This is a genomic window from Parcubacteria group bacterium (assembly GCA_041657845.1).
GTDB lineage: Bacteria > Patescibacteriota > Minisyncoccia > Moranbacterales > JAKLHP01 > JAKLHP01.
Map to the genome: position 1 here is coordinate 45424 of JBBABD010000002.1, position 24099 is coordinate 69522.

A 24099-nucleotide genomic window follows, 5' to 3' on the forward strand; every position below is an offset into this window, starting at 1 on the left:
TTGACGTTTTGCTCTTTTGAATGTATAATGGGCTGTTACGATGAAAATCCAATGGATTGGACTCGCAACAATGTTCCTTGAGAAATCACCTCCCAATAAGTCCTTATTTGTCAATTAGGCAGAAAGGCAGGGAAAAGGAGATAAAAGCAATGTACATGTTCAAGCGAATCCAGGGCTTGGAAAACTATATCATTTATTTTGAGTACGGATTGTATGAGAACGTCAATCGTAAATTTTACGCTTGGCTGGCGAAGGAGGAAGAGTGGGACAATAAAATGCTTCTTTTACAAACTGGCGTTTGTGGTTTAGAAGACGAATACATTAAAATCGAATCCGCCATTTTTCAAAACGACATTATTGAAATTCGTCTCGAAACGGGGGAATGGCATTCTGGACGCATTAACAGATACCAGGTTTGCATCAAAACCGTGCCAATTAGCAAAATCACGAAGCATGCTGATGTTGTAAAAAAAGTCTCCAAGAAGGTGATCAGATAGGTTTCACGGCAAGAGCGATAGAATCTTATCCTCTTGCCTCTCAATTGAGATTTTAAAAAATATTTTTGAAATCTCTGAGAGAAAAAGTTCTTCAAAAGGAGGTGAAGCGTATGCCGTGGAACGAACGCGCAATGTTTGACAGCCTAAATTCGTAGGCGCGGCACGGGAAGCGTGGTTACTCTGTCCCCAAAAAAGCAGGAGTAGCCGGGAGATAATGAATCCCCAAATACTAACTGGATAGTCAAGGGCATGGTAAGATACGTTTTTGTATCTTATGGGTGGCACTTTGGGACGTCTCTCCCTATAGAGGCGGCTTCCAGTAAAATGGAAGTGGGGCAACCACGTCATCCGCTATACTTTAGTAAATTCATTAGGCAAGAGCGATAGAATCTTATCCTCTTGCCTCTCTTATCAAAATCATATTTTTTATGGTTTTAATAAGGGAAAATTCCCGAAGCAGTTTAAAAAATGAAAAAGGAGAAGCGAAATGAAATTCCAAGTTTCAGTTTCGGACGCAATTGAAAAATGCGAGAAGGTAGTGAAAAAATGGGAAGAAAGAGAGAAAGCGGGAAAGGCCTACGGCTTCGCCCAGATTCACGAAAGAGTGGCAAGCAACCTGAAAAGTTTTAAGGCTGAACTGGAAGAAAACAGAAACAATCCGATCTATGTATGCAAAGATGTCAGTGGCTACGTTGATGTGCTGCAAAACAAATTATTTCATACCCGTACCAATCCAAAGGCAAAGAAAAGGATCGACAAGATACTCGATGGACTAAATATGTTGATTTATCTTCTCGATAACATCAACATAGTCCCATGAACCAAAAGGGGGGCGAAAAAAACAGCGGTTGAAGAATCTTTCAACCGCTTTTTTATTTGAAGAAAGTTAATTTAAAAGTTTTGTGAATATATGTTCGGGATTCTTCGTCGAGGCGACGCAGAATGACATTACGTTTTCACTTTCACTTGACAACTCTCTTTTTTAATGATACAATAAAGTTAACAAAAGTGTTAATTATTATGCATCATTAAAATTATGAACAATCTGGAATTAAAAGAATATATCAAAAAACTGGGGATTTCGGCCGACCAGATTCTGCGCGAAGAAGCTGAGATGGAATTTCTGAAAGATTTTTCCGAAAGCAAGCTAAGTTCAAATGTTGTTTTCTATGGAGGAACGGCGCTCCGCTTGGCCTATAATTCTCCTCGTTTTTCTGAAGATCTTGATTTTCTGACTATTAAAAATATTAGGTTTTCCGAATTTAAAAAACTGATGGAAAAAATTGAGAAAAACCATTCAGGCTGGAAACTGACTGACACCAAAGAAAAACGCCAAACAATATTTGCACTGTTTAATATTTATGATGAAAAATTGAAGCACAGCTTTTCTGTCAAAATAGAAATCCATAAGCCGGAAAGAAAAACAAAATTCAAAACAGACCTGATGCTCATAAAAAGTCCTATTAGCATCAATGAGCCATTGGTCTTGGTTCCTGCGCTTCAAGAATTAAAAACCTTCAAAGAAATGGCTTTGATGCAAAGAAGAAAAGCTCGGGATATTTTTGATCTTTGGTATATTTCCCAAGTTCTTCGAGAAAACTTCGTTTTACCCAAAAAAGTTCCGCCCTATTCAGCAAGAGAGTTCAAGAATGAACTGCAAGTTTTCTTACCCAAAAAATATTATCCGATAGTCAGCCAACTATATGAAAAAATTACTGGAAAAAATTAAACTCATCTCTAAGAGTTATTTCTCTTTTTCTGATTTGAGAAAAATAGCACCTATGGAGGAAAATGGCCTAAAGGTGTCCTTGAATCGCTTGGTTAAAAACGGAGCGCTTTTGCGATTGTCGAGAGGAATTTATGCGACTAACCTGTCCAACGTTGAATGGAATAAATTGGCATTAGAATTATATTCTCAGAGTTACCTTTCTTTTGAATGGGCGCTGGCCTACCACAAAATTCTCAGCCAGCAACCCATTAATTTGACATTGGCAACCGCAAAAAGAAGCAGAACGATAAACGTTTCTGATTATATTTTTATCTATCACCACATTAGACCGGAGTTGTTTTGGGGATATGAAAAGAGGGATAACGTCATGATTGCTGATCCGGAAAAAGCTTTTTTGGACTTGGCTTATTTATCAATTAACGGTTATGCCAAATTAGATGCATCCGAAATGAACTTGAAACTTCTTGATAAAAAAAGAATTGGACTTTATTTGAAAAAATTTAATTCAAAGAAATTAAAAAAACTTGTTGAAACCGTATTAGTTTCTTAACTTTTTCAGTATTTCAATATCATTTTTATTTCCTGGAAATTCGGTTTCGCAAAGCATATCGATGTTTTGAGATTTAGCAAGGGCAACGATATTTTTAAAAGCATCGAGACCGATTTTTCCTTGGCCGATATGTTCGTGGCGGTCAATGTTTGATCCGCAATCCGATTTGGAATCATTGGCATGTATCAGCTTTATGTTTTCCGCTCCGATTTCTTCGTCGATTCTTTCAAGCGTTTTTTCAAAATCCCGCCAATCATATCCGGAAGCAAAACTGTGCTGGGTATCGAGGCAGATTCCGGCAATATTTTTGTCGTTTATTTTCTTGATCACCTCGCCAAGTTCTCCTAAATTATCTCCAATAATATCTCCGGTTCCCGCGCTATTTTCCAAAAGAAGTTTGGTTTTTCCTTTATATCCTTCCAAGGTTTTTTGAAGCATATGCACCACTTTTTGAATCGATTCTTTTTCTCCCAATTCTTTAGCGGATCCCAGATGTGTCATCACGTATTTGGCGTCAAGCAAACTTCCGCGTTCCAGTTCTTCGCGAATAGCCCTAACTGATCCGTATCGTATTCGATTATTAGCCGAAGCAAAGTTTATGTAATATGGAGCGTGAATATATATTTCAAGAATTTTGAATTTTGAATTCTGAATTTTGAATGATTGGATTGTTTCTTCTGTGATTTCCGGAGTTTTTCCTCCTTGCGGAGAACGGGTGAAAATCTGCATCACTTCACAGCCAAGCTTAGCTGCTCTTTCTGGAGCATTTTGGATTCCTCCGGCAATTGAAACATGACAACCAATGTTCATACAATGAAAGTTTGGTCAATATTATAAGATTATTTTAACATTAAATGTCTTTGGTGTTAAAGCAAGCTACTCAAATTTCTAATTTTCAATTTATAATTTTCAAACAAATATCAATGACAAAATTTTGTAAATTGAAAAATTAATTTATTGGAAATTGTTTGAAAATTGAAAATTGTGAATTGAAAATTCCTATACAATTTCCCATCCTTCTTCCGTCTCGACAATTTTTCCTTTGACCTCAAAGCCAGAGGCCAGTTTGTGCCCGCCGCCACCGAATTGGTGAGCGATCTCAGAAACATCAACCCCTTTATATTCTTCCGACCTTAGACTGCCTTTAATATTATCGCCTTCTCGTTGAGAAAGAATCAATGAAAATTTAGTTCCCGGAACAGTATTAAGAATAGATGCCACTTGAGCAATATCTTCCGTGGACGCTTCGCAATCTTTAATGTCATCTTCAGTCAAAACGGTAGCAATCATACCGTTTCTAGGATTAATTTTAGCCTTTTCGAAAGCCCTGCCCCAAAGCTTTAGGGTTGATATTTTTTTATTGGCAAAAACAATATCAACTATCTTGGAAATGGGCGCTCCTTTTTTCATCAAATCGGAAGCAATATTCATAACATAAGTCGAGGTGTTAGAGTGCTGGAAGCTCCCAGTATCACCCAAGATTCCCGCCATCAAGCAAGTAGCTATTTCTTTAGTAATTTTTAAATTGCAAAAAACAAAAAAACGATAAATCATTTCACAGACCGAGGAACAAGACGAATCCATAATATTAGCATCTCCTTGAAGATGGATGTCGGGATGATGATCGATGAGAACTGTTGCCTGATTCAATGAAATCTTTTCAAATATCCTGTCGAATCCTCTTTCAACACTGTCACAAGCAATAACTGCATCATAAGATGACATGTCTAATTTATCAGGAAAAACAAATTCTGCATGAAAAATTTCATTAAGATAATTCGGAAATGGATCAAAGCAAGCAATGTCCACTTTTTTTCCAAGCGATGCAATGTATTCTCTTAGAGCCAAGTTAGCCCCGATGGTATCTCCATCAGGATTAGTGTGGGCAAAAAGAAGCACGTTATTGGATTTGTTTATTATATAGTTTAAGGTTGTGAATTCTTTTACAAAAGATTTCATAGACAAGTTCGGAAGCTTCAACAAATATCAATCTCTGTTAATATCATTCAGCAATTTTTCCACCTCATCAGCCTTTGATTCAGTAGTGTCGACAATGAATTCTATTTTGGGAATAATTTTAATAAAGAGTTTTTTGTTGAGTTTTCCCTGGATAAGATAAGTTTCTTTCTTTAAGGTTTCTAGGGCATAATTAATCTCCCGCTCAGGGAAAATGCTGATGAATATACGAGTATAGCGAAGATCCCGGCTGGTGTCAACTTTCGCCACAGTTAAAAAAACTCCCGGCTTCAAATTGAGTTCCCGAGTTATAATATCCGATATTTGCTGTTTTATCAGCTCGTTTATCTTTGAAATACGATAAGGCATACGTTTCGCAAATAGTCGCTAATGATGAACGAATGAATTCGAATGTATTTGATAGTATTCGCAACAATTAGCGTTAAAGCTTGCGCTTCTTTTCTTCTTCCCGATAACAAATCAGATTGTCTCCCTCTTTTATTTTTACGCCTCCTTCAAAGGTAAGCCCGCATTCGTTTCCTTGATTTACTTCCTGGGTATTTTGTTTGTTCTGTTGTAAATTGGCCATTTTTCCTTTTCCAATTATTTCTCCTTCTCTTTTTACTTCAATATTTTCTCCTTTAATCATTTTCCCCTCGCTCACTCTTCCTCCTACAATCATATCTCTTTTTCCAGTTTTAAAAATTGCCAGCACCTTTAAGATTCCGAGGTCTGTTCTCTCAATTTCTACCGGAAGCATATCTGAAAGCATTTTCTTCACTTCTTCCACTAATTCATAAATAATATTATAGACTTTCATTGAAACTCCCGCTCCTTCAGAAAGACGCTTGGCTACCGGAGTAACAACCACATTGAAGCCAAAAATAATGGCTCCGGCGCTTTCTGCGATTTTTACATCCGATTCGGTAATATTTCCCACTCCGGTTCCAATATATTGGACGGCTACGTCTTCTGATTTAATAGTTGAAAGAATCTGCTCAATAGCCTCAAGTGATCCTTGAACATCGGTTTTTAAGATCACCTTCAACCTTTTTACGCCGCCTTCGAGAGAGCTTTGGTCAATCTTGGTTTTTAGCGCATTGCTTCCGCTAGCTTGCGATTTCATCTCAGAAAAAGATTTTTTACTGACAATCTGCAAGATATCATTCGTTTTCGCCACACTTCCCAGCCCCATTATTGTAACTGGCATAGAAGGCTCAGCAACATTAACACTTCTTCCGGTAAAATCTTCCATTCTTCGAATTCTCCCTGTCACCACGCCAGCCACCACATCTTGTCCCACCTTCAAGGTTCCGGTTTTTACTAATGCCGTCGCTACCGGACCTTTCTTCGAGTCAAGATGTGCTTCCAAAATTATCGCCAGTCCATCTCTTTTAAAATCAGCTTTAAAATCCTCCACTTCTGTCACTAACAAAATATTCTCTAAAAGATTGTCTATCCCCAATCCTTGTTTAGCACTTACTTCAACCGCAATGACATCTCCGCCCCATTCCTCAATAACAATTCCATTATCAGCCAGCTCTTGCTTTACCTTTATTATGTTGGCCTCTGGCTTATCAACTTTATTAATCGCTACAATTACCGGCATTTTCTTTTCTTTAAGATAGGATATTACCTCCTTGGTCTGAGGACGCACTCCATCATCAGCCGCTACCACCAAAACAGCGACATCGGCGATGCTGACTCCTCGCTCGCGCATAGCCGAAAAAGCCTCATGCCCAGGAGTGTCAACAAAGGTAATCCATTCCCCTTTCTTTTTTACCTGATAGGCGCTAATATGCTGGGTTATTCCACCTGCTTCCTTGGCCGCCACGCTTGTTTTCCGAATCGTATCCAAAAGAGTGGTTTTTCCATGATCAACATGACCCAAAATAGTAACGATGGGCGAGCGCGATTCAAGGATTTTGTCTGATTCTTTCTCTTTTTTGATTATTTCGACTAATTTTTCCAGTGTTATTATTTCTTTTTCAGAACAAAGAGCGTCTTCTTTCGTGGAAAATCCTAGATCTTGAGCAATAATACTGGCGGTTTCGAAATCAATTTCTTCATTTATGGTCGCCAAAATATTGTTTCCCATCAGCTCGGTAATAATTTTTGAAATTGGCAAATTCAAAATCTCTGCTAGCCTTTTCACTGTAACAGAGGCTGGTATTCTGGCTAATTTTTGATTTTCGTTATCCATTTTTTTAAACTAAACTTTGCTAGGTTTTTTCTGCATCGCGATTTTAACCACCTTCTTCTCTTCTTCGGTTAAGGGATATTTTTCTTCTTCTCCCTTAGCAATCGGCTTTGAATAAACCCTGGTTCCTTCTTTGGTGTGAAGAGATGATATAACTACTCCTGTATTTTTTCCATCCAGAAGGGCTACTGAAAAACTTTGATCTCCTCCAATATCACCAAATGGATTAAATCTGATTATTCCCACCTTGTGGATGCTGGAAAAGGAAAGCTGGTGTATTTTATTGGAAATATTATAAAGCTCTTGGATTTCAATATCCAAAGATTTTATATCGGTCGAGTTTTTTAGCATTAACTCTTCCAGACTTTTTCCATCCTTTCCTTCAAACAAAATCGCACTTTTTCTCTCTAGCCCTCTTGTTTTTGCTAAAACATAAAAAACAATCACAATCAAAACTATCACAAAAACTGCTAAAAGGATAACCACCCAAGACAGGCTATTTTCGACTAATAAAAAAAATGTGTTCATAGACAAAACGAATTGCTACTTTAAGTTAGCACTTATTCGTTGTTATGTAAAGAAAGAGGCTTTTTATCAAAAGAAAAATTAATGCGCACATCTTATAAACAGATTGTAAACCATTATTCCTCTGACAAAAAGCGTTGCCTATGCTATAATTTTCAACACACGACTAAGCTTCTTTTAACGGAGGTAATCTAAAAAACTATATGACAAATGAAGAGCTTTGGCAGGCAGCCCTGGGAGAAATAGAGTTATCTATTTCAAAGGCTAATTTTATCACCTGGTTTAAAAACACTTCTATCCTTTCGAGTGAGCGTGGAAAGATAGTTATTGGTGTTCCGAATGGATTTTCCAAAGAATGGCTGGAAAATAAGTATAGGAGCTATATAATAAAAGCTCTTCAGAATTTTCACAAAGAAGTTTTTGAAATCAGTTGTTTGATTTATAGTCCTTCTAACATTAGCCAGGATAAGCCAAAAAATGTTGACGCTATTAAAAATCCTGAGCAATATCAAGTTTCCAGCGCTATTCCTAAAAATATTCAATTTAAGCCTTTTGGCGCCAAATCTTCCAACTTAAATTCACGTTATCTTTTTGAAAATTTCATCATAGGAGAAAATAATGAACTAGCCAGAGCAGCCTGCTGGGCTGTCTCCCAAAATCTTGGAAAAGTCTATAATCCGCTTTTTATCTATGGAAATGTTGGGCTTGGCAAAACCCACCTCCTCCAATCAATTGGAAACGAGGTACTAAAAAATAACCCTCAAAAAAATGTAGTTTACATAACCCTAGAAAAGTTTGCTACTGACCTCATTGAATCCATAAAAAATGGGAGAGTAAGCGAATTTAAGGCTACTTTTCAACAAGTTGATCTTTTAATCATTGACGATATTCAGTTTCTCTCCGGCAAAGAAAAAACTCAAAATGAGTTTTTTCACATATTCAACGCACTCTATCAACTCAACAAGCAGCTCGTCTTAAGTAGCGATCGGCCTCCTAAATCAATTGCTACTATTGAAGATCGACTTCGCTCTCGTTTTGAAGGAGGAATGATTGCTGACATTGGAAGGCCTGATCTAGAAACAAGAATGGCCATATTAAAAGAAAAATCAGCTGAAAAAGGGCTTCCCTTAACCGAAGAGGTCTCAAGATTTATCGCAGAGAACATAAAAAACAACATCCGAGAACTTGAAGGAGCTCTGAATAGAATTATTGCTTTATCTGAATTGGGCGGCAAAGAACCAACTTTAGATTTTGTCAAAAAAACACTCGAAACAACCATTTCTAGCGGAAAAAAACAAGGCATAAATCACCAAAACGTTATTGATTTGGTTTCAGATTTTTACAATGTTTCACAGGAAGATCTTCTGAACAAAGGACGAAAACAAGAAGTGGCTCTGGCTAGACAGGTGGCTATGTACCTAATGAGAAGCGAATTAAATATTTCCTACCCTGGAATTGGTGAAAAATTTGGAGGCAGAGATCACACCACCGCATTGCATGCCTTCGAAAAAATCAACAGGGAGTTGGATGTTAATGAAAGAATAAAGGAGGCTGTGTTTACTCTTAAGGAGCGTCTATATCAACTAGATTAGTGGACAGCCTGTTAATAACACTGCATCATCCCTTGTATTACTCTAGTTATCCACAGATTAAGCCTGTTAATAACTCGTGCAAAAAATTAACAAAAACCTTAGACGATACTTATCAACAGCACACACCCAATCCAAACTACCAACATATCCACAATTAATTTACCTTAAATTATCCTAAAACAAAGCAAATATTTATTTATCCACAAGTTATATAATAATAGTAATAAATATATAAATATATTACTAATTAATTTAAATATACTTATATGAAAATCACTTGCACTCAGGAAAATTTTAAAAAGGCTATATATAACACAGAGAGGGTTATTGGAAAACAATCTACTTTGCCCATTTTAGAAAATATCCTTTTGGAAACAGAAAAAGGAATGCTTAAGTTTTCTGCTACTAATTTGGAAATTGGAGTATTTTTGAAAGTAGGAGCAAAAATAGAAAAAGAAGGAAAAATAACCATCCCTGCCAAAATTATCAGTAATTTTGTAAACAATCTTCCTCAAGGAGAAAACATCACCATTGAGACGGATGATCAGGTTTTGCGCATAAAAAGTGGCAATTCTAAAGCGAGCATAAAAGGACTTAGCGCCCAAGATTTTCCTATAATCCCCGAATTTAAAGGGAGTTTTCTTTTTTCTTTTTCTGGAAATGAATTAAAAGAAAACCTTCCTAAGATATTATCCTGTGTCTCTTTGGATGGGACGCGTCCGGAACTTAGTGGGGTTAATGTCATTTTGGGAGACAGGGAAGTTGCTTTGGCGGCCACAGACAGCTTTCGACTATTTGAAGTTAAGTGTGCCATCAAGGTGAAAAAAGAAGATGAATTTACCGCGTTTTTGTCAAAAACTAATTCCATAATCATTCCCAGTGGAACACTTCTTGAGGTTTTGCGGGTAATCAGCCAAGAGGATCAGGAGGTGGAGGTAGCAGTGGAAGAAAATCAGATATTTTTTCAGATCGACAATGTGCGGATAGTCTCCCGCCTGATAAACGGAAAATACCCGGAATATAAACAGATCATCCCCAAGGAATTTTCCACCCAGGCGATCATAAGTAAAGAAGAGGCTCTTCGGGCGGTCAAGATTGGCAGTTTTTTTACCAATAGCAAGTCGGGAGAAGTTAGTTTTAAGTTGAACCAAAAAGAAGGGAAAATTTCTGTTTTGGCCCAGTCAGAAGAAAAGGGAGAAAATAAGACCGAAGTCAAAGCTAAAATCGATGGATTGGACCAAGACATTGTTTTTAATCCCCGCTACATCCTGGATGGAATTAATGCCATTAACACCCCCCAGGTGGCATTTCTGGCCAACAGCGGCTCTTCACCGGTAGTTCTCCGGATGGCGAATGAAAAAGAAGGCAAGGTTGAAATTGACGAAAAATCTACATATGTCGTTATGCCGATAAAAAACTAGCAGAAGCATGAATTAAGAATTATGAATTATGAAGAAGATAAGTTTTTTGATATCTCAAAAAGAAAAAAAACCTAGTTTAAAACTAGAAGACAAGGACATTTTTTATCTTTTTGAAAGAATCATCAAACAGGAATACGGAAACCAAGGCGCCAAAAATCTCAAAGCCGGTTATTATAAAAATGGAAAATTATATATAAAATCCGAAAGCTCAATTTTTAGTAACGAGCTTCTGCTTAATAAAAAAGAGATTGTCCGAAAATTAAATCAAGAAATTGGAAATGAAGAAATTGTGGACATTAAGGTTAATTAAGCTCGGAAAGGGTTTTGGAATTTTTCCAATTAAATTCAAAAAGAGATTTGTGCATTTGATAGATTTCCTTGTTTTTCACAATCACTCCGATTTTATTTTTTTCTTCCAGTGTCACATAGGAAACGGTATTGTCGTAAATTTCCATAAGAGGAGAAAAGGAAAATAATTTGTAATCAATAAAACGAACCTCGGTAACTTCATTGTAATAATTTTTCATATATTTTCTCGCAAAGTCATTATCCAGCATAATGACTTTTTTCTTTAGTCCCAGTTTTCCTCTTTTCTTCACATACTCCCTATTTATTTTATCAATGTATTTTACCACCACCTCCATGTCAGCATAGGTGCAGATCTCTGTTTTGGACTCCAGTGAGTCGTCGAGAACCTTTTTGATGCCATCCAGTCCCTCGTAGAATAAAACCCCTGGACGGCCGGAAACGAGGTTGTAATCGGAAATGATGGAGGAGATCATTCCATCCAAAGCCAGTTTGGCATCTTTGGCTTTTTGTTCTCTTTTTTCAGCCAGGTTTCGAAGGGACAAAGGATGCTTGGCTTGAAAAATAGCGATTGAATGTTCTGGCTCGGTTTTCTCAATAACTTCCAGTTTCAGGAGGTCATCCAGTGTTTTGTAGACCAAGCCCCTTTTGAAAGGGGTTTTTGTGACTATTTTTCTAGCCGAAAGAGACCCATTCTTGATCAGGATTTCATAAACCAGCGATTGGGTGTAATTGAGGCCGATTTGGATCAAGGATTGTTCATACATATGTGGTTATTATAGCGCGTATTTTGGTGTTTGTCAAATCATTGTGACAAAGACAGGGCTTATTTACTGTGATTTGTGACAATAATAAAAGCATTTTATTAAAAATATGCCAATTTATGCTACTTTATTGTTGACAGTTTATTGAAAAAGGTATATAATGGATTGTTAAGATGAAAATTCAATGAATTGGACTCTTAGCCAACGAAGTACATTAAAAAGCTTGCATCTGGCCGACTTAACTCATAGTAGGCTAAGGCGCGGGATCTAAACCAACCTGCGAGCGGGGCGAAATCAAGATTTGGTATGGAGCTGAAAATCCGCAAGGATTGAGGGAGACCATACTAAGTCGCGGTTCAATTATCCTCCCAAGCTTATAGTAATGAGTGAGGGTGGAGATTCATCAAAAAGATAGAGTCTCTACTTCATTCCTTATTAGAGAGAAATAAGGAAAGCATATTTGAAAACATAAAGAGGCGGAAGAGAAACAGATTGAGTTTTTGAGAGAGGCTTGATCAGAAGTCACAAAAATCTCTCTCCGCCTCTTTTTTTATTTCTCCGCAATTCTGTAAGTGATTTGCTGATATGCGAAAAACATTCGGATCAAAATCTCTCTCGATTCGGAATTTGCATATTATTCACTTACAGTATTGCGGAGGGATTAGGACTGTTATTTGAAAATTGAATAAAGAAAAAATTTTTCAATTCCGTTTTGATTTTTTGTTTGTAGAAGTTGAGGCGGAGTTGGGAAGTTAACAAATTATGGCCGTGCGGGCCTTAAGCGCAAGGAGAAACAATGAAAGGATACAACGAAATTAGTAGGCGGCTGGAAAGTTTCAAGAGTTGGACGGATTTTACCGTCCGGATGGACGTTTGTGGATGGGAGATGCACGGGCTACGGAGCCCGTATGTTTCCCACCAGTCGGTAAGTTTGCTATCAGGTCACCAGATAGCAAACTTAATCGTTCTGGGCGAAGAACCCAGGACGTTGTATCTTTCGCCTCGGTTGGTCGAGGCAGGTGACATGCTCATTGAGTCCGAAAGGACACAATGGGGACAGCAGTATGTCCTTTCGAACGGCTCTCGGGTTTCCTGGGACGCCGTGATCGCCCAGGGACCAATAGTGTCCCGGATTCTCCAGGCGGAGCACTTTCTTCCGCTTTGGGGATTTCCGCTTCTCGTGCCCCTGTGGGCGCGGGAGGGGTTACTGCATGTTTTTTATCCCGACCGCTTCAGCGGGTACGGAGAGGCTGGCAAGCCCCGGTTCGAGGCGGATATTTCCTTGACCCTCCTTGGGTCGGGTAATTTCCTTGACGCTATTCGTCGTCATAGCGAGGGGGAAAACATACCTCCTCCGTTCGTGGACGATAGCATTCTACAGTGTGAAGGGTAGGTTTTTGGGACAGGTAGCTGTGGTGGCTATTTGTCCCTCTCAATTAAACTTTCAAATTCGTTTTGAAGGTTTTGAGAGAGGAAGTTATTTGAAAAATGAATATATACAATGTCATCTTGAGCGAAGTGTCGCCTCGGCACGAAATCGAAAGATCTAATTAAAATCAAAATTAGATTCCTCGACTCGCTATCGCTCACTCGGAATGACAAAATATAATTTGAACTGCTGAAAAAGTTTTTAAGATGAAAATTTTTTTGGCAGTTCAAAAAAATAAAATGCCCCTCCCGAGTTAATTCCATTCTCGAGGCAAAAGGGGCGAAGGAGGAAAAATGGATAAAGAAAAAGTTTTAGAAAAACTCATTGCCATCATTTTAATGGCAATTGAGGAGGGTTTTGATCCGGATGAGTTGTGGGCCAAGGCCCATAAACTCATCCGAAATGAAAAATAGGTTTTTGGGACAAGCGCGGTTTGCTTGTCCCGCTCAATTAAACCTTCAAATTTATTTGAAGGTTTTGAGAGAGAAAATAGTTCTTTGAGAAAAATTTGAACTGCTGAAAAAGGATTTAAGATGAAAATTTTTTTGGCAGTTCAAATAAAATTGAAAGTCGCAGAAGCGGCGAGGAGGAAGCATGAATCATTTCATAGATTTCGAAGTAATTGAGGGGGTTGTTATACCCCAAATTCCCGGTGAAGTAAGTCGGGAAAAAATTAAAGAAAGGGATCTAGGGACAGGAGGAGTCCGGGAAACCTGGCGAGTAAACTGTGCAGAAACCGTCGATGCCAGAAAACTGGTATCGGCAGAAGTATTTAACGGGTCCGATGGATGGGCTCGGTACGAGGGGGAAGGATTAAATCCTCCCAAAGGCACGTGGGGGAGGATTTGCGATGTTGTCTTCTATGGGCAACATCATCCAATGGTAATTCCAGCCGGATGCTGGCTGGAATTACATTGGGAGGGAAGGCTTGTTCTTCGAGGGGAGAAGCCATACCTCCCCGCCTATAAGGATGATTGGGAACCGATAAATGTTCCCATGAAATGGCCATAGGGTTTCGGGGGCAGTCGGCTTTGGTTAGCGGCTGCCTTTTTTCTTTGGCTTAAAAATGTTAATATTTAAATATAACTAGAAAAAGTCATTTATGTTTGAAGAATCAACTTTTCCAAAACCAGTCCCACCAGAAAATGACGAGACGATTAAAATAAGCACCGCCGAAATAGATACTACAAAAAATCAATCCCGCGGATCGATGTCGGAGAAATCGGAAGTTTTTGGTCCGAAGGAAAAGCTAATTTCAACATTGGAGCAAGAGGGTTTTTTGAATATTATTGACGGACACATCGTTTTAGATCTGGATTTTATTAAGTCTCCGGATTTAAAAAGAAAATTAAAAAACACTAACCTGGACAAAAAAACAAAAAAAAGCTTTACCGCGAATAATGTTTTCGCAGCATTAAGAAACACAAAAGTGGTCTCAAGAGAAGATTTTGAGCGGCAAAGAAAAAACGGAGAACCGATTAAAAGCAAGCCCCTGTTTAATATTCCTAAAAGTATCGAAGACGCTTTTGATGAAGAAAGCATACGAAGCAAAGAATATTATCTAAATCTTTGGGATTTGTATGAAGACGAGGGACAGAATAGGATGCATTGGAAGCAGGACATAATCACGGAAAACGGCGAAGCGATTGGCGCTAGGGAGATGGCAATGGCGGTTAAAATATTTAGAGATTTTCAGGGAAAAAGAGATGAAAATGGAAACTTGATGGTTTATGATGAAGAGAAAAATGAATTTAGAAAAATAAGCGCAAGATGGATTGAGGAAAAAATTGGATCTATGGGAGGTTCGCAGGGAACTTCATTGTTCAGGCCTTTTGAATTTTTTCAAAAATTTTGCCCAAATTTAATTCAAAAGGGCATGATAAAACTAGAAGACTTTAGAATTAAAACAGAAGGAGCTAGTGGAAAACTGATGCGCAAAGAGTTTGATATGGCAAATAAAACATATGTTCCAATAGATAGTAATCGCTATTATATTGGAATAGAAAACTTTATTTTCAACAGAGAAACTATCCCGATGCAAAATATCAAAGTAGTTATTCTGGATAAAAATACAGCCGGGATTGTAACGGTGCACAGCAAAACACAAAAAATACTCTATACTTTCAACTTGTTGTCGCCAGAAGAAAAAGAGCAAAAGCGAAAAAGGATCAAAGAAAAGCATCCTGATTTTTCAGAAGAAGAAGTAACAGACAGATCATTATCTGGGAAGGGCGAGATGGAACAGCGAATGTGTCCCTGGCAAAGAACCGAGGAAAATCCAAGACTGAAAGGAGAAGCGGAAAATCAATACGCCGAAAGGATGTCTCTTCTTGGCGACTATAATTTCTTGAAAGAAATTAGTCTTGAATTTGCAGAAAAGGCTGGGATTGGAATTCATGATGTCTTGACCTGGAGAGAACAACAATGGTTGAATGTGGCGGCCTATAAACTTAAAACTCTTGGAAAGTTTGATCAGCTTTTGGATTTTGTTAAACATTACCAAGGAAACGGGCTTAGAGCATTTTTGAGCTGCGAATTTGATATTAATAATGCTCAGAAAATAGTGGCTATCGGCGAAGAGCTGTCATTTGAAGATGCTAGTTTGATTTTTTCTAAAATATCGGAACTTGTTGATCTTGCAGAAAAGAAAAAAGCAGATTTAGAGAGGTTGTTTTTTAAAGACGGTGAAGCTCGGAATGTCTCTGGGATGAAGTTTGAAATGCTCCAGAGAATTCAGGAGATAATTAAGCAATTTGGCGATGGATTAAAAGTAAAGGGAGAAAAAAAAGAAAAAATTAAAAACTTATTGGACGAAATTAAAAAGTCAAAAGTAGGAATAATTCTTTTGCAATCAGTGTTGCGGTCGGCTAAAGAGGGCGAGGAGGAGATTGATTTTGAGAATATAAAAGATTTTGATATTGAGACCAATGAAATGGGGGAAGATTTGAGGCAGGAAGAAAAAGAAAGGATTTTGGGAATTTCGAAGAAAAATTATTACGACATTGTTTTTCCGGGCGAGCCGGAAAAAGCGAAAGTGGTTGTTGATGGATTGGAAAAAGAAATGATTTCCGAAGAAGGGTTGAAAAACCAAAAAACCTACACCTTGAAATATAAAGGCGAAATTGTGGCGTTTTGCAAATTCAGGCCGGTTGTGGGAAAGCCGGATGAATTGGAATTTACCTCGGTTAATATTTCTTCCGAACTGCATGGCTTAAAAATTGGAGAATATTTTATCAGCAAAGTTATGGAAATAGAATCTAAAAATTATATTATCAATGGCGATACTTTTGTGAAAAACACCGGCGCCAATAAATTGTATTTTGAAAAAGTGGGCTTTGAAAATCTGGGAGAATATGAAAGTGAGAAATATTTGGGAGAAAAACTGTATAAGATGAGAATGGATAAAAGAGAAAAATAGAAGATTTTACACCGTAGTGTAAAAATAGCCTTGACTAAAATTACACCAAAAGAAAAATGCGAAAATAAAGAAGTTGACAATCTATTGTAATATGATACAATGATTATTGTAATATATTACAATAAAATTATGTTTTCTTTAAGGTCAAAAATAACCGTAAAATTGTTGGGATACTTTTTTATAAACCCCTCAAAAAGGCATTATATCAACGAATTAGCCGAAATTCTTGAAGTTGATCCGGGAAATTTGCACAGAAAACTCAAAGAACTGGATAATGAAGGAATCCTTGAATCCGAAGAGCGAGGCAATCAGAAATATTATTTTTTGAATCACAGCTACCCGCTCTTAAAAGAAATAAAAAAAGTGTTTGAGATGAAATATGGACTTTCAAAAATGATAAGAGAAGCATTAATTAAACTCAAAGGACTAAAAAAGGCTTACATATTCGGCTCCTATGCCAAAAATTTGTTCGAACAGGAAAGCGACATAGACATTTTGCTTATCGGAAGCCATTCTTCTCTTGAAGCAAAAAGAATTATTGCGCCGATTCAGAAAAAAATAGGCAGAGAAATAAGCATAATTGATGTTGAAGAAAAAGAATTTGAGAAACGAAAGAAAAACAATGATCCATTTATTAAAAACATATTTGAGAGCAAAATAATCGAACTAATTTAAGAGGAATTTTGATTTCTAAAAAAGAAGCCGAGGAATATATCAAATGGACAGAAAAGATTTTCAAAAATGCTCAAAAATATTTAGATGGAAAAAAGCAAAGACTTAATTTTGATTAGCATAAAAGCAATTGATATATGGGGGAAGAAAAGAAAAAACTTGTTCTGATTGATGGGAATGCCATTATGCATCGCGCCTATCATGCTCTTCCGCCTCTTTCTACCAAAAAAGGGGAATTGGTTAATGCTGTCTACGGATTTGCTTCCACGCTTTTTTCCGTAATTGAGAATTTCAAGCCCGATTACATCGCGGCTTCTTTTGATTTGGCCGGACCGACTTTTCGGCACGAAGAATACAAAGAATACAAAGCTACCCGCACCAAAGCGCCAGACGAGTTTTACAATCAAATTCCCCGAGTGAAGGAGTTTGTCCAAGCTTTCAATATTCCCATTTATGAAAAAGAAGGATACGAAGCGGATGACGTGATTGGAACGCTGGCCAAACAGGCGCAGCAAAACGAAGAGCTCGAGGTGATTATTGTTACCGGAGATCTCGATACTTTGCAATTGGTAACCGACAAAACAAAAGTTTACACAATGAGGCGCGGTCTCAGCGATTCGGTAATTTATGATGCGGAAAAAATAAAAGAAAGATATAATCTGACGCCTATTCAAATTATCGATTATAAAGGACTGCGCGGTGATCCATCGGACAATATTCCCGGAGTCAAAGGAATTGGAGAAAAAACCGCTGTGGAACTTTTGACCAAATACGAATCGGTGGAAAAAATATACCAAAACCTCAATGAAATAAAAGGTTCTGTTAAAGAAAAGCTAGAAAGAGATCGACTCAAGGCTTTTATGAGTAAAAAATTAGCTACTATCAAGCTTGATGTTCCAGTTAATTTGGATCTGGAAAAAACCAGAGTGCATGATTTTGATCGGGAAAAATTAGTAGCGCTTTTCGGAGAACTTAATTTTTATAGTTTGATAAAGAGAATACCTAAAAATACGAATAGCACCGAATCAAAGCCAATAGTTGTGAATGATTTAGAAAATAACGGAGTGAAAGATTTCAAATACGAAGAAGTGGATGGAAAAAACGCGGATGAGTTCTGGAAAGAAATAGGAGAGCAGAAAGAAATTTCCTTGGCGATCGATGCGTTGGGGGAAAATAACCGGCCGGAAATTAGAGGGCTGGCATTTTCCTGGAAACCAGGAAGATCTTTCTATTTAAAATATTCCAGCGGCGTTTTTGAAAAAGTAAAAAAAATATTGGAAGACGAGAATATTAAAAAAATCGGATATGATTTTAAAAACATTTTAAAAGTTTTAAATTTTTACAATATCGAACTCAAAGGAATTTATTTTGACGAAATGATCGCCGCCTATATTCTTGATCCCGGAGTCAAAATCGAATTTAATAAATTGGTAATGATTGAATTGGGAGAAGAAATTGTCGAAGAAGAAAACAAATCAGGGCAGCTTTCAATGATGATTGATGAAGATATGGAGCAAAAAAAAGCTCAGTCTATTTCACGAAGATCCGATTACATTTTTAAGCTTAAAAGCGTTCTTCTTAAAAAGATTCAGTCTATATGCGAAGAGCAGAAAAAAGATCGGTATGTTTTGAAAGATATTGAAAAATTATTTTTTGACATTGAAATGCCGCTGGTTGAAATTTTATCAAAAATGGAATTTAGCGGAATGAAACTAAACACCATCGTACTCAAAGGAATTTTGGAAAAAATAGAAGAAAGAATAAAAAATCTCGAAGAAAGCATTTACAAGTTATCCGGAGAAAAGTTTAACATCAATTCTCCCTCACAGCTTTCCGAAGTGCTTTTTGAAAAAATGAAACTTTCCACAGCTGATATTAAAAAAACTAAAACTAAATTTTCTACTGCCTCTTCGGAATTGGAAAAACTTCGTTCTAAGCATAAGATAATCGAAAAAATAGAAGAGTATCGGGAGATTTTCAAATTAAAAACTACCTATCTCGACACGCTCCCGGCTTTGGTAGACAAAAATTCCAGATTGCATACCACTTTTAATCAAACCGTGACGGCTACCGGAAGACTTTCTTCATCCGATCCTAATCTGCAAAATATTCCTATCAAAACTGATTTGGGGCAGCTGATGCGAACGGCTTTTGTGGCAGAAGATGGCTATAAATTGGTTAGCGGCGATTATTCTCAGATTGATCTTCGCATCGTGGCGCATATGAGCGATGATAAAAAGCTTATTGAGGCTTTTGTGCGAGGTGATGACATTCACAAGATTACGGCGGCGGAAATTAACAAAGTAACGCTATCGCAGGTTACCGATAAAATGCGCCGCGGAGCCAAAGCTCTTAATTTTGGAGTAATTTATGGAATGAGCGTCTTCGGATTTTCCAAAGCTTCCGGAATCGAGAGAGAGGATGCCAAAAAATTCATCGACGAATATATGAGAAAATTCTCCGGTGTGGCTAATTATATTATTCGCACCAAAGAAATAGCCAAAAGAAATGGTTATGTCGAAACGCTCTTAGGAAGAAGAAGAAATATTTCGGAAATCAATTCGCCTAATTTTCAAGTGGCGCAGGGAGCGGAAAGGATGGCGATTAATATGCCGATTCAAGGATTAGCGGCAGACATTGTAAAGCTGGCGATGATAAAAATCTATGATGAATACAAAAATAATTCGGACGTTAGAATGATTCTTCAGATCCACGACGAAATTATTTTAGAAGCCAACGAAAATATCGCTTCGGAGGTTTCTCTGCGAGTCAAAGCGCTTATGGAGAGCGTATTTAAATTAAAGGTACCTCTTATTGCCGATGTGAGCGTGGGGGATAATTGGGGAGAAATCTAACTTGCGAATGGTCGCGAATGTTGAACGAATGCATTCGAATTTATTCGGTGGCATTCGCAACTATTTGCGTATATTTATATATGCCGGAATTGCCTGAAGTACAAACGATCATTTCCGATTTAAATGAAAAAATAAAAGGCGATGTTATCACCGGTTTTTGGAGCGATCACAAAAAAGCGATCAAAAATAACTTTGAAAATTTTGTGAAAGAAATTAAAGGACGAAAAATTTTAGGAGCCGAAAGAATCGGAAAAAATATTTTTATAAATTTAAGCGGAAACAAAATTTTATATATTCATTTGAAAATGACAGGACATTTGTTAGTTAAGAATCATGAAGCAAGAATTATGAATCATGGCGGTAGGGATTATTTTGATGATCGGGTGAATCAGTACGTGCATCATATTTTTTATCTGGGGAAAAACAAGAAAATGGAATTTTCTGATTTGCGGAAATTTGCCAAAATTGTTTTAGTGGATACGGATAAAGTTAGAGAGTTGAAAGAAATTAAAAATTTGGGAGTTGATGCCATGAGCGATGAGTTTACTTTGAAAAAATTTCAAGAGATTTTAGAAAACAAAAAAAATAAGAAAATTCGGGATATTTTGATGGATCAGCAGATCATTTCCGGGATTGGAAATATCTATGCTTCGGAAATTTTATTCGAAGCCGGTATTTTGCCGGAAAGATTGGTTAAAAATTTAAGCAAAGAAGAAGCCAGGCTAGTCTATAAGTTTATAAGAAATGTTTTAAATAAAGCTATAAAACTGCGAGGAACTTCCGACAGTGATTATCGCGATACCAGCGGAAAACCGGGAGGATTTCAAAAAGTTCTTAAAGTTTATCAAAGAGCTGGAAAAAAATGTTTGAAGTGTGGTACAATAATAACACGGATAAAAATGGGGCAGAGAAGCGCATTCATTTGTCCTAATTGTCAAAATGAAATCACTAAACAAACGCTAAATTAATCACGAATTGTCACGAAATTTTTAGATATTTTTCGAGACATTATTCGAGATCGATTAGTAATTATAATTTATGTCGAAAAAACAAATTGTAGTAGTTGCTATTTTAACTGTAATTGTTGCCGGAGGCGTCTGGTATTTTGCTTTCGGGAAAAAAACCGTTAAAAATAACAAACAAATTAATGTTAGCAAAACCGAATCAACAGCCCCAGCCAATAGTGGAAACGTCAGTCCAATCTCCGGAATCGCTTGCGAGAATTGGAATCGAAGACCATTAGCCGTAATGCAGCCTGCGGACGTTCCAGCTAGGCCGGCGGCAGGGCTTTCTGAAGCGGATATGATTTTTGAGATGCCAGTTATTACAGCTTCAATAACCAGGCTTATGGGCGTTTATGTTTGCAATACTCCAGCCGAAGTCGGATCAATGAGAAGTTCAAGACATGATTATATTGCGCTGGCGAAAGGATTAGATGCAATCTATGCTCACTGGGGAGGATCTCATTATGCTATTGATCTTCTGAACCAAAACGTTATTGACGATTTGAATTGCAATAATGACGGAGGAAAATCAGCCGGGCAGTGCTGTTTCAGGAAGGAAGGAATGGCAAGAGGAGTTGATAGCGGATATGCCAAACCGGAGGAATTGTTAAAATGCGCCAAAGATTTCGGATACAGATTGACAGATAGTTTTGTCGGTTATCCTCATCAAGCTGAAGCGGCGATTGATCAAAGAGGAAAAGGAGGGCATCTTAGAGTGGCTTTTGCCGGACCGTATGCAGCTGAATATGATTATGATCAAGATTCCAATACTTACAAAAGAACTTGGGGAAATGTGGCTGATACCGATAGAAATAATGGACAAAGAATTGCTCCTAAAAATGTCGTGGTTATGATGGCTCAGTCCGGACAGATTGTTGAGGGGGAACAATACAATAATGTTCAAATCGGAGATCCCTGGTATGACAGCACGGACACCGGAGAAGCTATTTATTATATGAATGGACAGGAGATCAAAGGAAATTGGAAGAAAGACAAATCAAAAGCCGAAAGCAAATTATTTTTCTATGATGAGTCAGGACAGGAAGTGAAATTTGTTCCGGGACAAATTTGGGTTGAGATATTGGAACCGGGACAGGCTTTGAAATGGGAACCGATATTATAAGTTAAAAGCTTTGGTATGATCATTTTTCTTTACGGTGAGGACGGATTTCGCTCACGGGAAAAACTAAAAGAAATCGAGAAAAAGTTTTTGGAAAAAAACAGCTCAGGCTCCGGCTTGAGCTCTTCTGACTTCGAAGAAGACAATAGCGCCGGTCTTTCCGAAATAAAAAAAGCCTTCGGCTCAAAGGGATTATTTTTTGAAAAGCAGCTGGTGATAATAAAAAATTTATTAGCAGCATCTCCAAAGGATTTTATTTTAAAAACAATTGATTTTCTGAAGTCCCTTAAAAATATTTCCGAAGACAAAGATTTGGTGGCAATTTTTTGGGAGAAAGGCAAGGTGAATGAAAAAAACGAATTGTTTAAATTTTTGATAAAAAATTCAAAAAGCCAAAAATTTGAATTGCTGTCATGCGCGAAACTGATCAATTGGATAAACCAGGAGCTGAAAAAAGAGAATGATAATGTGCAAATTTCTTCCCAAGCCGTTCGAAAACTGATAACTTGTTCCGGCGGAGACCTGGCGGTTATCCAAAATGAAATTAAAAAACTAGCTAATTATAAAAACGAAGGAGATATCAATGAAAACGATGTTGAGCTTTTAGTTGAGGAAAAAGTTAGTTCCAATATTTTTGAAACTATTGAAGCGCTTTCCAGTGGAAACAAAAAACTAGCTTTAAGATTATTCCATCGGCAAATTCAAAAAGGAGAAGATCCTGTTTATATCCTGATGATGTATGTTTACCAATTCCGCAATTTTCTGAAAGTTTCCGAGTATGCCGAAAGAGGAGAAAGGAATAATTATGAAATCGCCAAAAAGACCAAGCTGCATCCGTTCGTAGTTCAGAAAATTTTGGGAAATATTTCAAAATTTCCGCTGGAAAAGTTAAAAGCGATATACAAAAAACTTCAAATAATCGATGAAAAAATAAAAACCGGAAAAGGGGAAATAAAAACAGAGCTAGATCGGTTTATTGTGGAAATATAATTCGCGAATAGTCGCGAATGAAAAACGAATATAAAAAATCAGCTTTTGGGGCTGATTTTTTAGATAGGTCATTCCGCACTTGATGTGGAATCTACGATATCGTAAATTTTGTGATTAATAATTGCGTAGATTCCTGCTTTCGCAGGAATGACAAGATATATTTTATTTTACAACGATGTTTCTCACCATTTTGTTAAGCCGGGATTTTCTTCGAGCGGCGGTGTTTTTCTTGATGACTTTCTTTTGAGCAGCTTTATCCAATGACTTGATGGAAGCCTTGAGCCATTTCCCGGCTTCTTCTTTGTTTCCAGCTACGATCGCTTCTTTGGTCTTTTTGATATTACTTCGGAAGATTCCTTTGGTAATTTTGTTCTTGGCGGTTTTTCTTTCAGTTACTCGCATGTACTTTTTGGCGGATTTTTTGATTGGCATAAGTAGTATTTTAAGAAATTATTTTTTTGAGAGCATTATTATTTTTAGCATAGTATCCATATTTTGGCAATAGTTAGGAGAATTTTAGTTCTCTCTCATTTTCACCTATCCATCTGAATCTGATCCAGAGCGCATTTTTCGGGATTATTTTTTTGACTCTTTCCGCCCACTCGATGATTATAATATTTCCGCCAGCTGGCGGATTATCAGCAATGATTTCTTTCCAGCCCAAGTCGAGCAAATCCTTGCCTTTTATCCTGTAGGCGTCAATGTGGTAGATATTTTTATATTTTTTCATCACTACGAAAGTCGGGCTGGTGTACGGCCCTTTCTTTTTTAATCCTTTGAGTAATCCTTGGGTAAAGGTAGTTTTTCCGGATCCCAGATCCCCAGAAAGACAAATAATTTTGCCCCCTTTTAATTCGCTAGCTAGCATCTCGCCGAGTTTTTTGGTTTGTTTGCTATTATTGGTAATAAATTTTTTCATCATTAAAGTATGATTATGTTTGCGTAAAATGTCAATATTTTTGGACGCAGCGTCATAATTTTTTAGTAATGTCATAGTAGCGTTAAGTAGAAATGTCATACCTGTTAGAATATTGGGTTAACCATTAAGCCCAATATCATGGAACAAGACAT

Annotated in this window: 22 protein-coding genes; 14 read left to right on the plus strand and 8 right to left on the minus strand. The window is 37.3% G+C overall.

Features of this window, described 5'->3' with window-relative positions; translation table 11 throughout:
* The first annotated feature begins 176 nt into the window (after window positions 1-176).
* The 4 genes from WC906_00755 to WC906_00770 all read left to right on the plus strand — a co-directional run bounded on the left by WC906_00755 (window position 177) and on the right by WC906_00770 (window position 2776).
* On the plus strand, window positions 177-497 hold the full coding sequence (locus WC906_00755; protein MFA5776954.1) for a hypothetical protein: 321 nt from the start codon (window positions 177-179) through the stop codon (window positions 495-497).
* 487 nt (window positions 498-984) lie between these two features.
* Window positions 985-1317 (plus strand): hypothetical protein, encoded by a 333-nt coding sequence (locus WC906_00760; GenBank protein MFA5776955.1) that lies wholly within the window; start codon window positions 985-987, stop codon window positions 1315-1317.
* 216 nt (window positions 1318-1533) lie between these two features.
* Window positions 1534-2226, plus strand: coding sequence for a nucleotidyl transferase AbiEii/AbiGii toxin family protein (locus tag WC906_00765; GenBank protein MFA5776956.1), 693 nt, complete (start codon window positions 1534-1536; stop codon window positions 2224-2226).
* Entirely contained in the window at window positions 2201-2776 is a 576-nt protein-coding gene (locus tag WC906_00770; GenBank protein MFA5776957.1) for a hypothetical protein, read from the plus strand. The genes WC906_00765 and WC906_00770 overlap by 26 nt, the downstream gene beginning before the upstream one ends.
* Here WC906_00770 and WC906_00775 read toward each other — a convergent pair.
* From WC906_00775 to WC906_00795, 5 genes are all read right to left on the minus strand, one after another.
* Window positions 2765-3586, minus strand: coding sequence for a deoxyribonuclease IV (locus WC906_00775; GenBank protein ID MFA5776958.1), 822 nt, complete (start codon window positions 3584-3586; stop codon window positions 2765-2767). The two genes, WC906_00770 and WC906_00775, sit on opposite strands and share 12 nt — an antisense overlap.
* Window positions 3587-3775: 189 nt before the next feature.
* Complete coding sequence (locus WC906_00780; GenBank protein ID MFA5776959.1) at window positions 3776-4735, minus strand: bifunctional oligoribonuclease/PAP phosphatase NrnA; 960 nt, start codon at window positions 4733-4735, stop codon at window positions 3776-3778.
* A 27-nt stretch (window positions 4736-4762) separates the two neighbouring features.
* On the minus strand, window positions 4763-5101 hold the full coding sequence (gene rbfA / locus WC906_00785; protein ID MFA5776960.1) for a 30S ribosome-binding factor RbfA: 339 nt from the start codon (window positions 5099-5101) through the stop codon (window positions 4763-4765).
* Between the two features lie 73 nt (window positions 5102-5174).
* Window positions 5175-6935 carry a translation initiation factor IF-2 gene (infB, locus tag WC906_00790; GenBank protein MFA5776961.1) on the minus strand — a complete coding sequence of 587 codons (1761 nt, stop codon included), beginning with the start codon at window positions 6933-6935 and terminating at the stop codon, window positions 5175-5177.
* A 9-nt stretch (window positions 6936-6944) separates the two neighbouring features.
* The gene (locus WC906_00795) at window positions 6945-7460 is read right to left on the minus strand and encodes a DUF4446 family protein (protein ID MFA5776962.1); all 516 of its coding nucleotides are present in this window, start codon (window positions 7458-7460) and stop codon (window positions 6945-6947) included.
* Between the two features lie 200 nt (window positions 7461-7660).
* On the opposite strand from WC906_00795, the gene dnaA reads away from it, so the two are divergent.
* From dnaA to WC906_00810, 3 genes are all read left to right on the plus strand, one after another.
* The gene (gene dnaA / locus WC906_00800) at window positions 7661-9049 is read left to right on the plus strand and encodes a chromosomal replication initiator protein DnaA (protein MFA5776963.1); all 1389 of its coding nucleotides are present in this window, start codon (window positions 7661-7663) and stop codon (window positions 9047-9049) included.
* 266 nt (window positions 9050-9315) lie between these two features.
* Window positions 9316-10470: a DNA polymerase III subunit beta gene (gene dnaN / locus WC906_00805; protein MFA5776964.1), complete on the plus strand. Its 1155-nt coding sequence runs from the start codon at window positions 9316-9318 to the stop codon at window positions 10468-10470.
* Between the two features lie 28 nt (window positions 10471-10498).
* Entirely contained in the window at window positions 10499-10780 is a 282-nt protein-coding gene (locus WC906_00810) for a DciA family protein (protein MFA5776965.1), read from the plus strand.
* On the opposite strand, the gene WC906_00815 is transcribed toward WC906_00810, so the two are convergent.
* Window positions 10773-11543: a helix-turn-helix domain-containing protein gene (locus WC906_00815; GenBank protein ID MFA5776966.1), complete on the minus strand. Its 771-nt coding sequence runs from the start codon at window positions 11541-11543 to the stop codon at window positions 10773-10775. The two genes, WC906_00810 and WC906_00815, sit on opposite strands and share 8 nt — an antisense overlap.
* Before the next feature lie 2020 nt (window positions 11544-13563).
* Here WC906_00815 and WC906_00820 point away from each other — a divergent pair.
* From WC906_00820 to holA, 7 genes are all read left to right on the plus strand, one after another.
* Window positions 13564-13980, plus strand: coding sequence for a hypothetical protein (locus WC906_00820; protein MFA5776967.1), 417 nt, complete (start codon window positions 13564-13566; stop codon window positions 13978-13980).
* 91 nt (window positions 13981-14071) lie between these two features.
* Window positions 14072-16387 (plus strand): GNAT family N-acetyltransferase, encoded by a 2316-nt coding sequence (locus WC906_00825; GenBank protein MFA5776968.1) that lies wholly within the window; start codon window positions 14072-14074, stop codon window positions 16385-16387.
* A 129-nt stretch (window positions 16388-16516) separates the two neighbouring features.
* Window positions 16517-17062, plus strand: a complete 546-nt coding sequence (locus WC906_00830) for a nucleotidyltransferase domain-containing protein (GenBank protein ID MFA5776969.1) — start codon at window positions 16517-16519, stop codon at window positions 17060-17062.
* A 134-nt stretch (window positions 17063-17196) separates the two neighbouring features.
* Window positions 17197-19914 carry a DNA polymerase I gene (gene polA, locus WC906_00835; GenBank protein MFA5776970.1) on the plus strand — a complete coding sequence of 906 codons (2718 nt, stop codon included), beginning with the start codon at window positions 17197-17199 and terminating at the stop codon, window positions 19912-19914.
* 80 nt (window positions 19915-19994) lie between these two features.
* Entirely contained in the window at window positions 19995-20882 is an 888-nt protein-coding gene (gene mutM / locus WC906_00840) for a bifunctional DNA-formamidopyrimidine glycosylase/DNA-(apurinic or apyrimidinic site) lyase (GenBank protein MFA5776971.1), read from the plus strand.
* 70 nt (window positions 20883-20952) lie between these two features.
* Window positions 20953-22041, plus strand: a complete 1089-nt coding sequence (locus WC906_00845; protein MFA5776972.1) for a DUF3048 domain-containing protein — start codon at window positions 20953-20955, stop codon at window positions 22039-22041.
* 15 nt (window positions 22042-22056) lie between these two features.
* The gene (gene holA, locus WC906_00850) at window positions 22057-23028 is read left to right on the plus strand and encodes a DNA polymerase III subunit delta (protein ID MFA5776973.1); all 972 of its coding nucleotides are present in this window, start codon (window positions 22057-22059) and stop codon (window positions 23026-23028) included.
* A gap of 162 nt (window positions 23029-23190) precedes the next feature.
* Here the strand turns inward: holA and rpsT are convergent, their stop codons facing one another.
* On the minus strand, window positions 23191-23460 hold the full coding sequence (rpsT, locus tag WC906_00855) for a 30S ribosomal protein S20 (GenBank protein ID MFA5776974.1): 270 nt from the start codon (window positions 23458-23460) through the stop codon (window positions 23191-23193).
* A gap of 73 nt (window positions 23461-23533) precedes the next feature.
* Complete coding sequence (gene tsaE / locus WC906_00860) at window positions 23534-24022, minus strand: tRNA (adenosine(37)-N6)-threonylcarbamoyltransferase complex ATPase subunit type 1 TsaE (GenBank protein ID MFA5776975.1); 489 nt, start codon at window positions 24020-24022, stop codon at window positions 23534-23536.
* Window positions 24023-24099: the final 77 nt, after the last annotated feature.

Coding starts and splice junctions, on each gene's coding strand:
- WC906_00765 (MFA5776956.1), top strand. CDS start 1,534: ATGAACAATCTGGAATTAAAAGAATATATCAAAAAACTGGGGATTTCG.
- mutM (MFA5776971.1), top strand. CDS start 19,995: ATGCCGGAATTGCCTGAAGTACAAACGATCATTTCCGATTTAAATGAA.
- WC906_00845 (MFA5776972.1), top strand. CDS start 20,953: ATGTCGAAAAAACAAATTGTAGTAGTTGCTATTTTAACTGTAATTGTT.
- rpsT (MFA5776974.1), bottom strand. CDS start 23,460: ATGCCAATCAAAAAATCCGCCAAAAAGTACATGCGAGTAACTGAAAGA.
- WC906_00810 (MFA5776965.1), top strand. CDS start 10,499: ATGAAGAAGATAAGTTTTTTGATATCTCAAAAAGAAAAAAAACCTAGT.
- tsaE (MFA5776975.1), bottom strand. CDS start 24,022: ATGACATTACTAAAAAATTATGACGCTGCGTCCAAAAATATTGACATT.
- WC906_00770 (MFA5776957.1), top strand. CDS start 2,201: ATGAAAAAATTACTGGAAAAAATTAAACTCATCTCTAAGAGTTATTTC.
- holA (MFA5776973.1), top strand. CDS start 22,057: ATGATCATTTTTCTTTACGGTGAGGACGGATTTCGCTCACGGGAAAAA.
- WC906_00760 (MFA5776955.1), top strand. CDS start 985: ATGAAATTCCAAGTTTCAGTTTCGGACGCAATTGAAAAATGCGAGAAG.
- polA (MFA5776970.1), top strand. CDS start 17,197: ATGGGGGAAGAAAAGAAAAAACTTGTTCTGATTGATGGGAATGCCATT.
- WC906_00775 (MFA5776958.1), bottom strand. CDS start 3,586: ATGAACATTGGTTGTCATGTTTCAATTGCCGGAGGAATCCAAAATGCT.
- WC906_00825 (MFA5776968.1), top strand. CDS start 14,072: ATGTTTGAAGAATCAACTTTTCCAAAACCAGTCCCACCAGAAAATGAC.
- WC906_00795 (MFA5776962.1), bottom strand. CDS start 7,460: ATGAACACATTTTTTTTATTAGTCGAAAATAGCCTGTCTTGGGTGGTT.
- dnaA (MFA5776963.1), top strand. CDS start 7,661: ATGACAAATGAAGAGCTTTGGCAGGCAGCCCTGGGAGAAATAGAGTTA.
- WC906_00780 (MFA5776959.1), bottom strand. CDS start 4,735: ATGAAATCTTTTGTAAAAGAATTCACAACCTTAAACTATATAATAAAC.
- WC906_00815 (MFA5776966.1), bottom strand. CDS start 11,543: ATGTATGAACAATCCTTGATCCAAATCGGCCTCAATTACACCCAATCG.
- rbfA (MFA5776960.1), bottom strand. CDS start 5,101: ATGCCTTATCGTATTTCAAAGATAAACGAGCTGATAAAACAGCAAATA.
- WC906_00820 (MFA5776967.1), top strand. CDS start 13,564: ATGAATCATTTCATAGATTTCGAAGTAATTGAGGGGGTTGTTATACCC.
- dnaN (MFA5776964.1), top strand. CDS start 9,316: ATGAAAATCACTTGCACTCAGGAAAATTTTAAAAAGGCTATATATAAC.
- WC906_00830 (MFA5776969.1), top strand. CDS start 16,517: ATGTTTTCTTTAAGGTCAAAAATAACCGTAAAATTGTTGGGATACTTT.
- infB (MFA5776961.1), bottom strand. CDS start 6,935: ATGGATAACGAAAATCAAAAATTAGCCAGAATACCAGCCTCTGTTACA.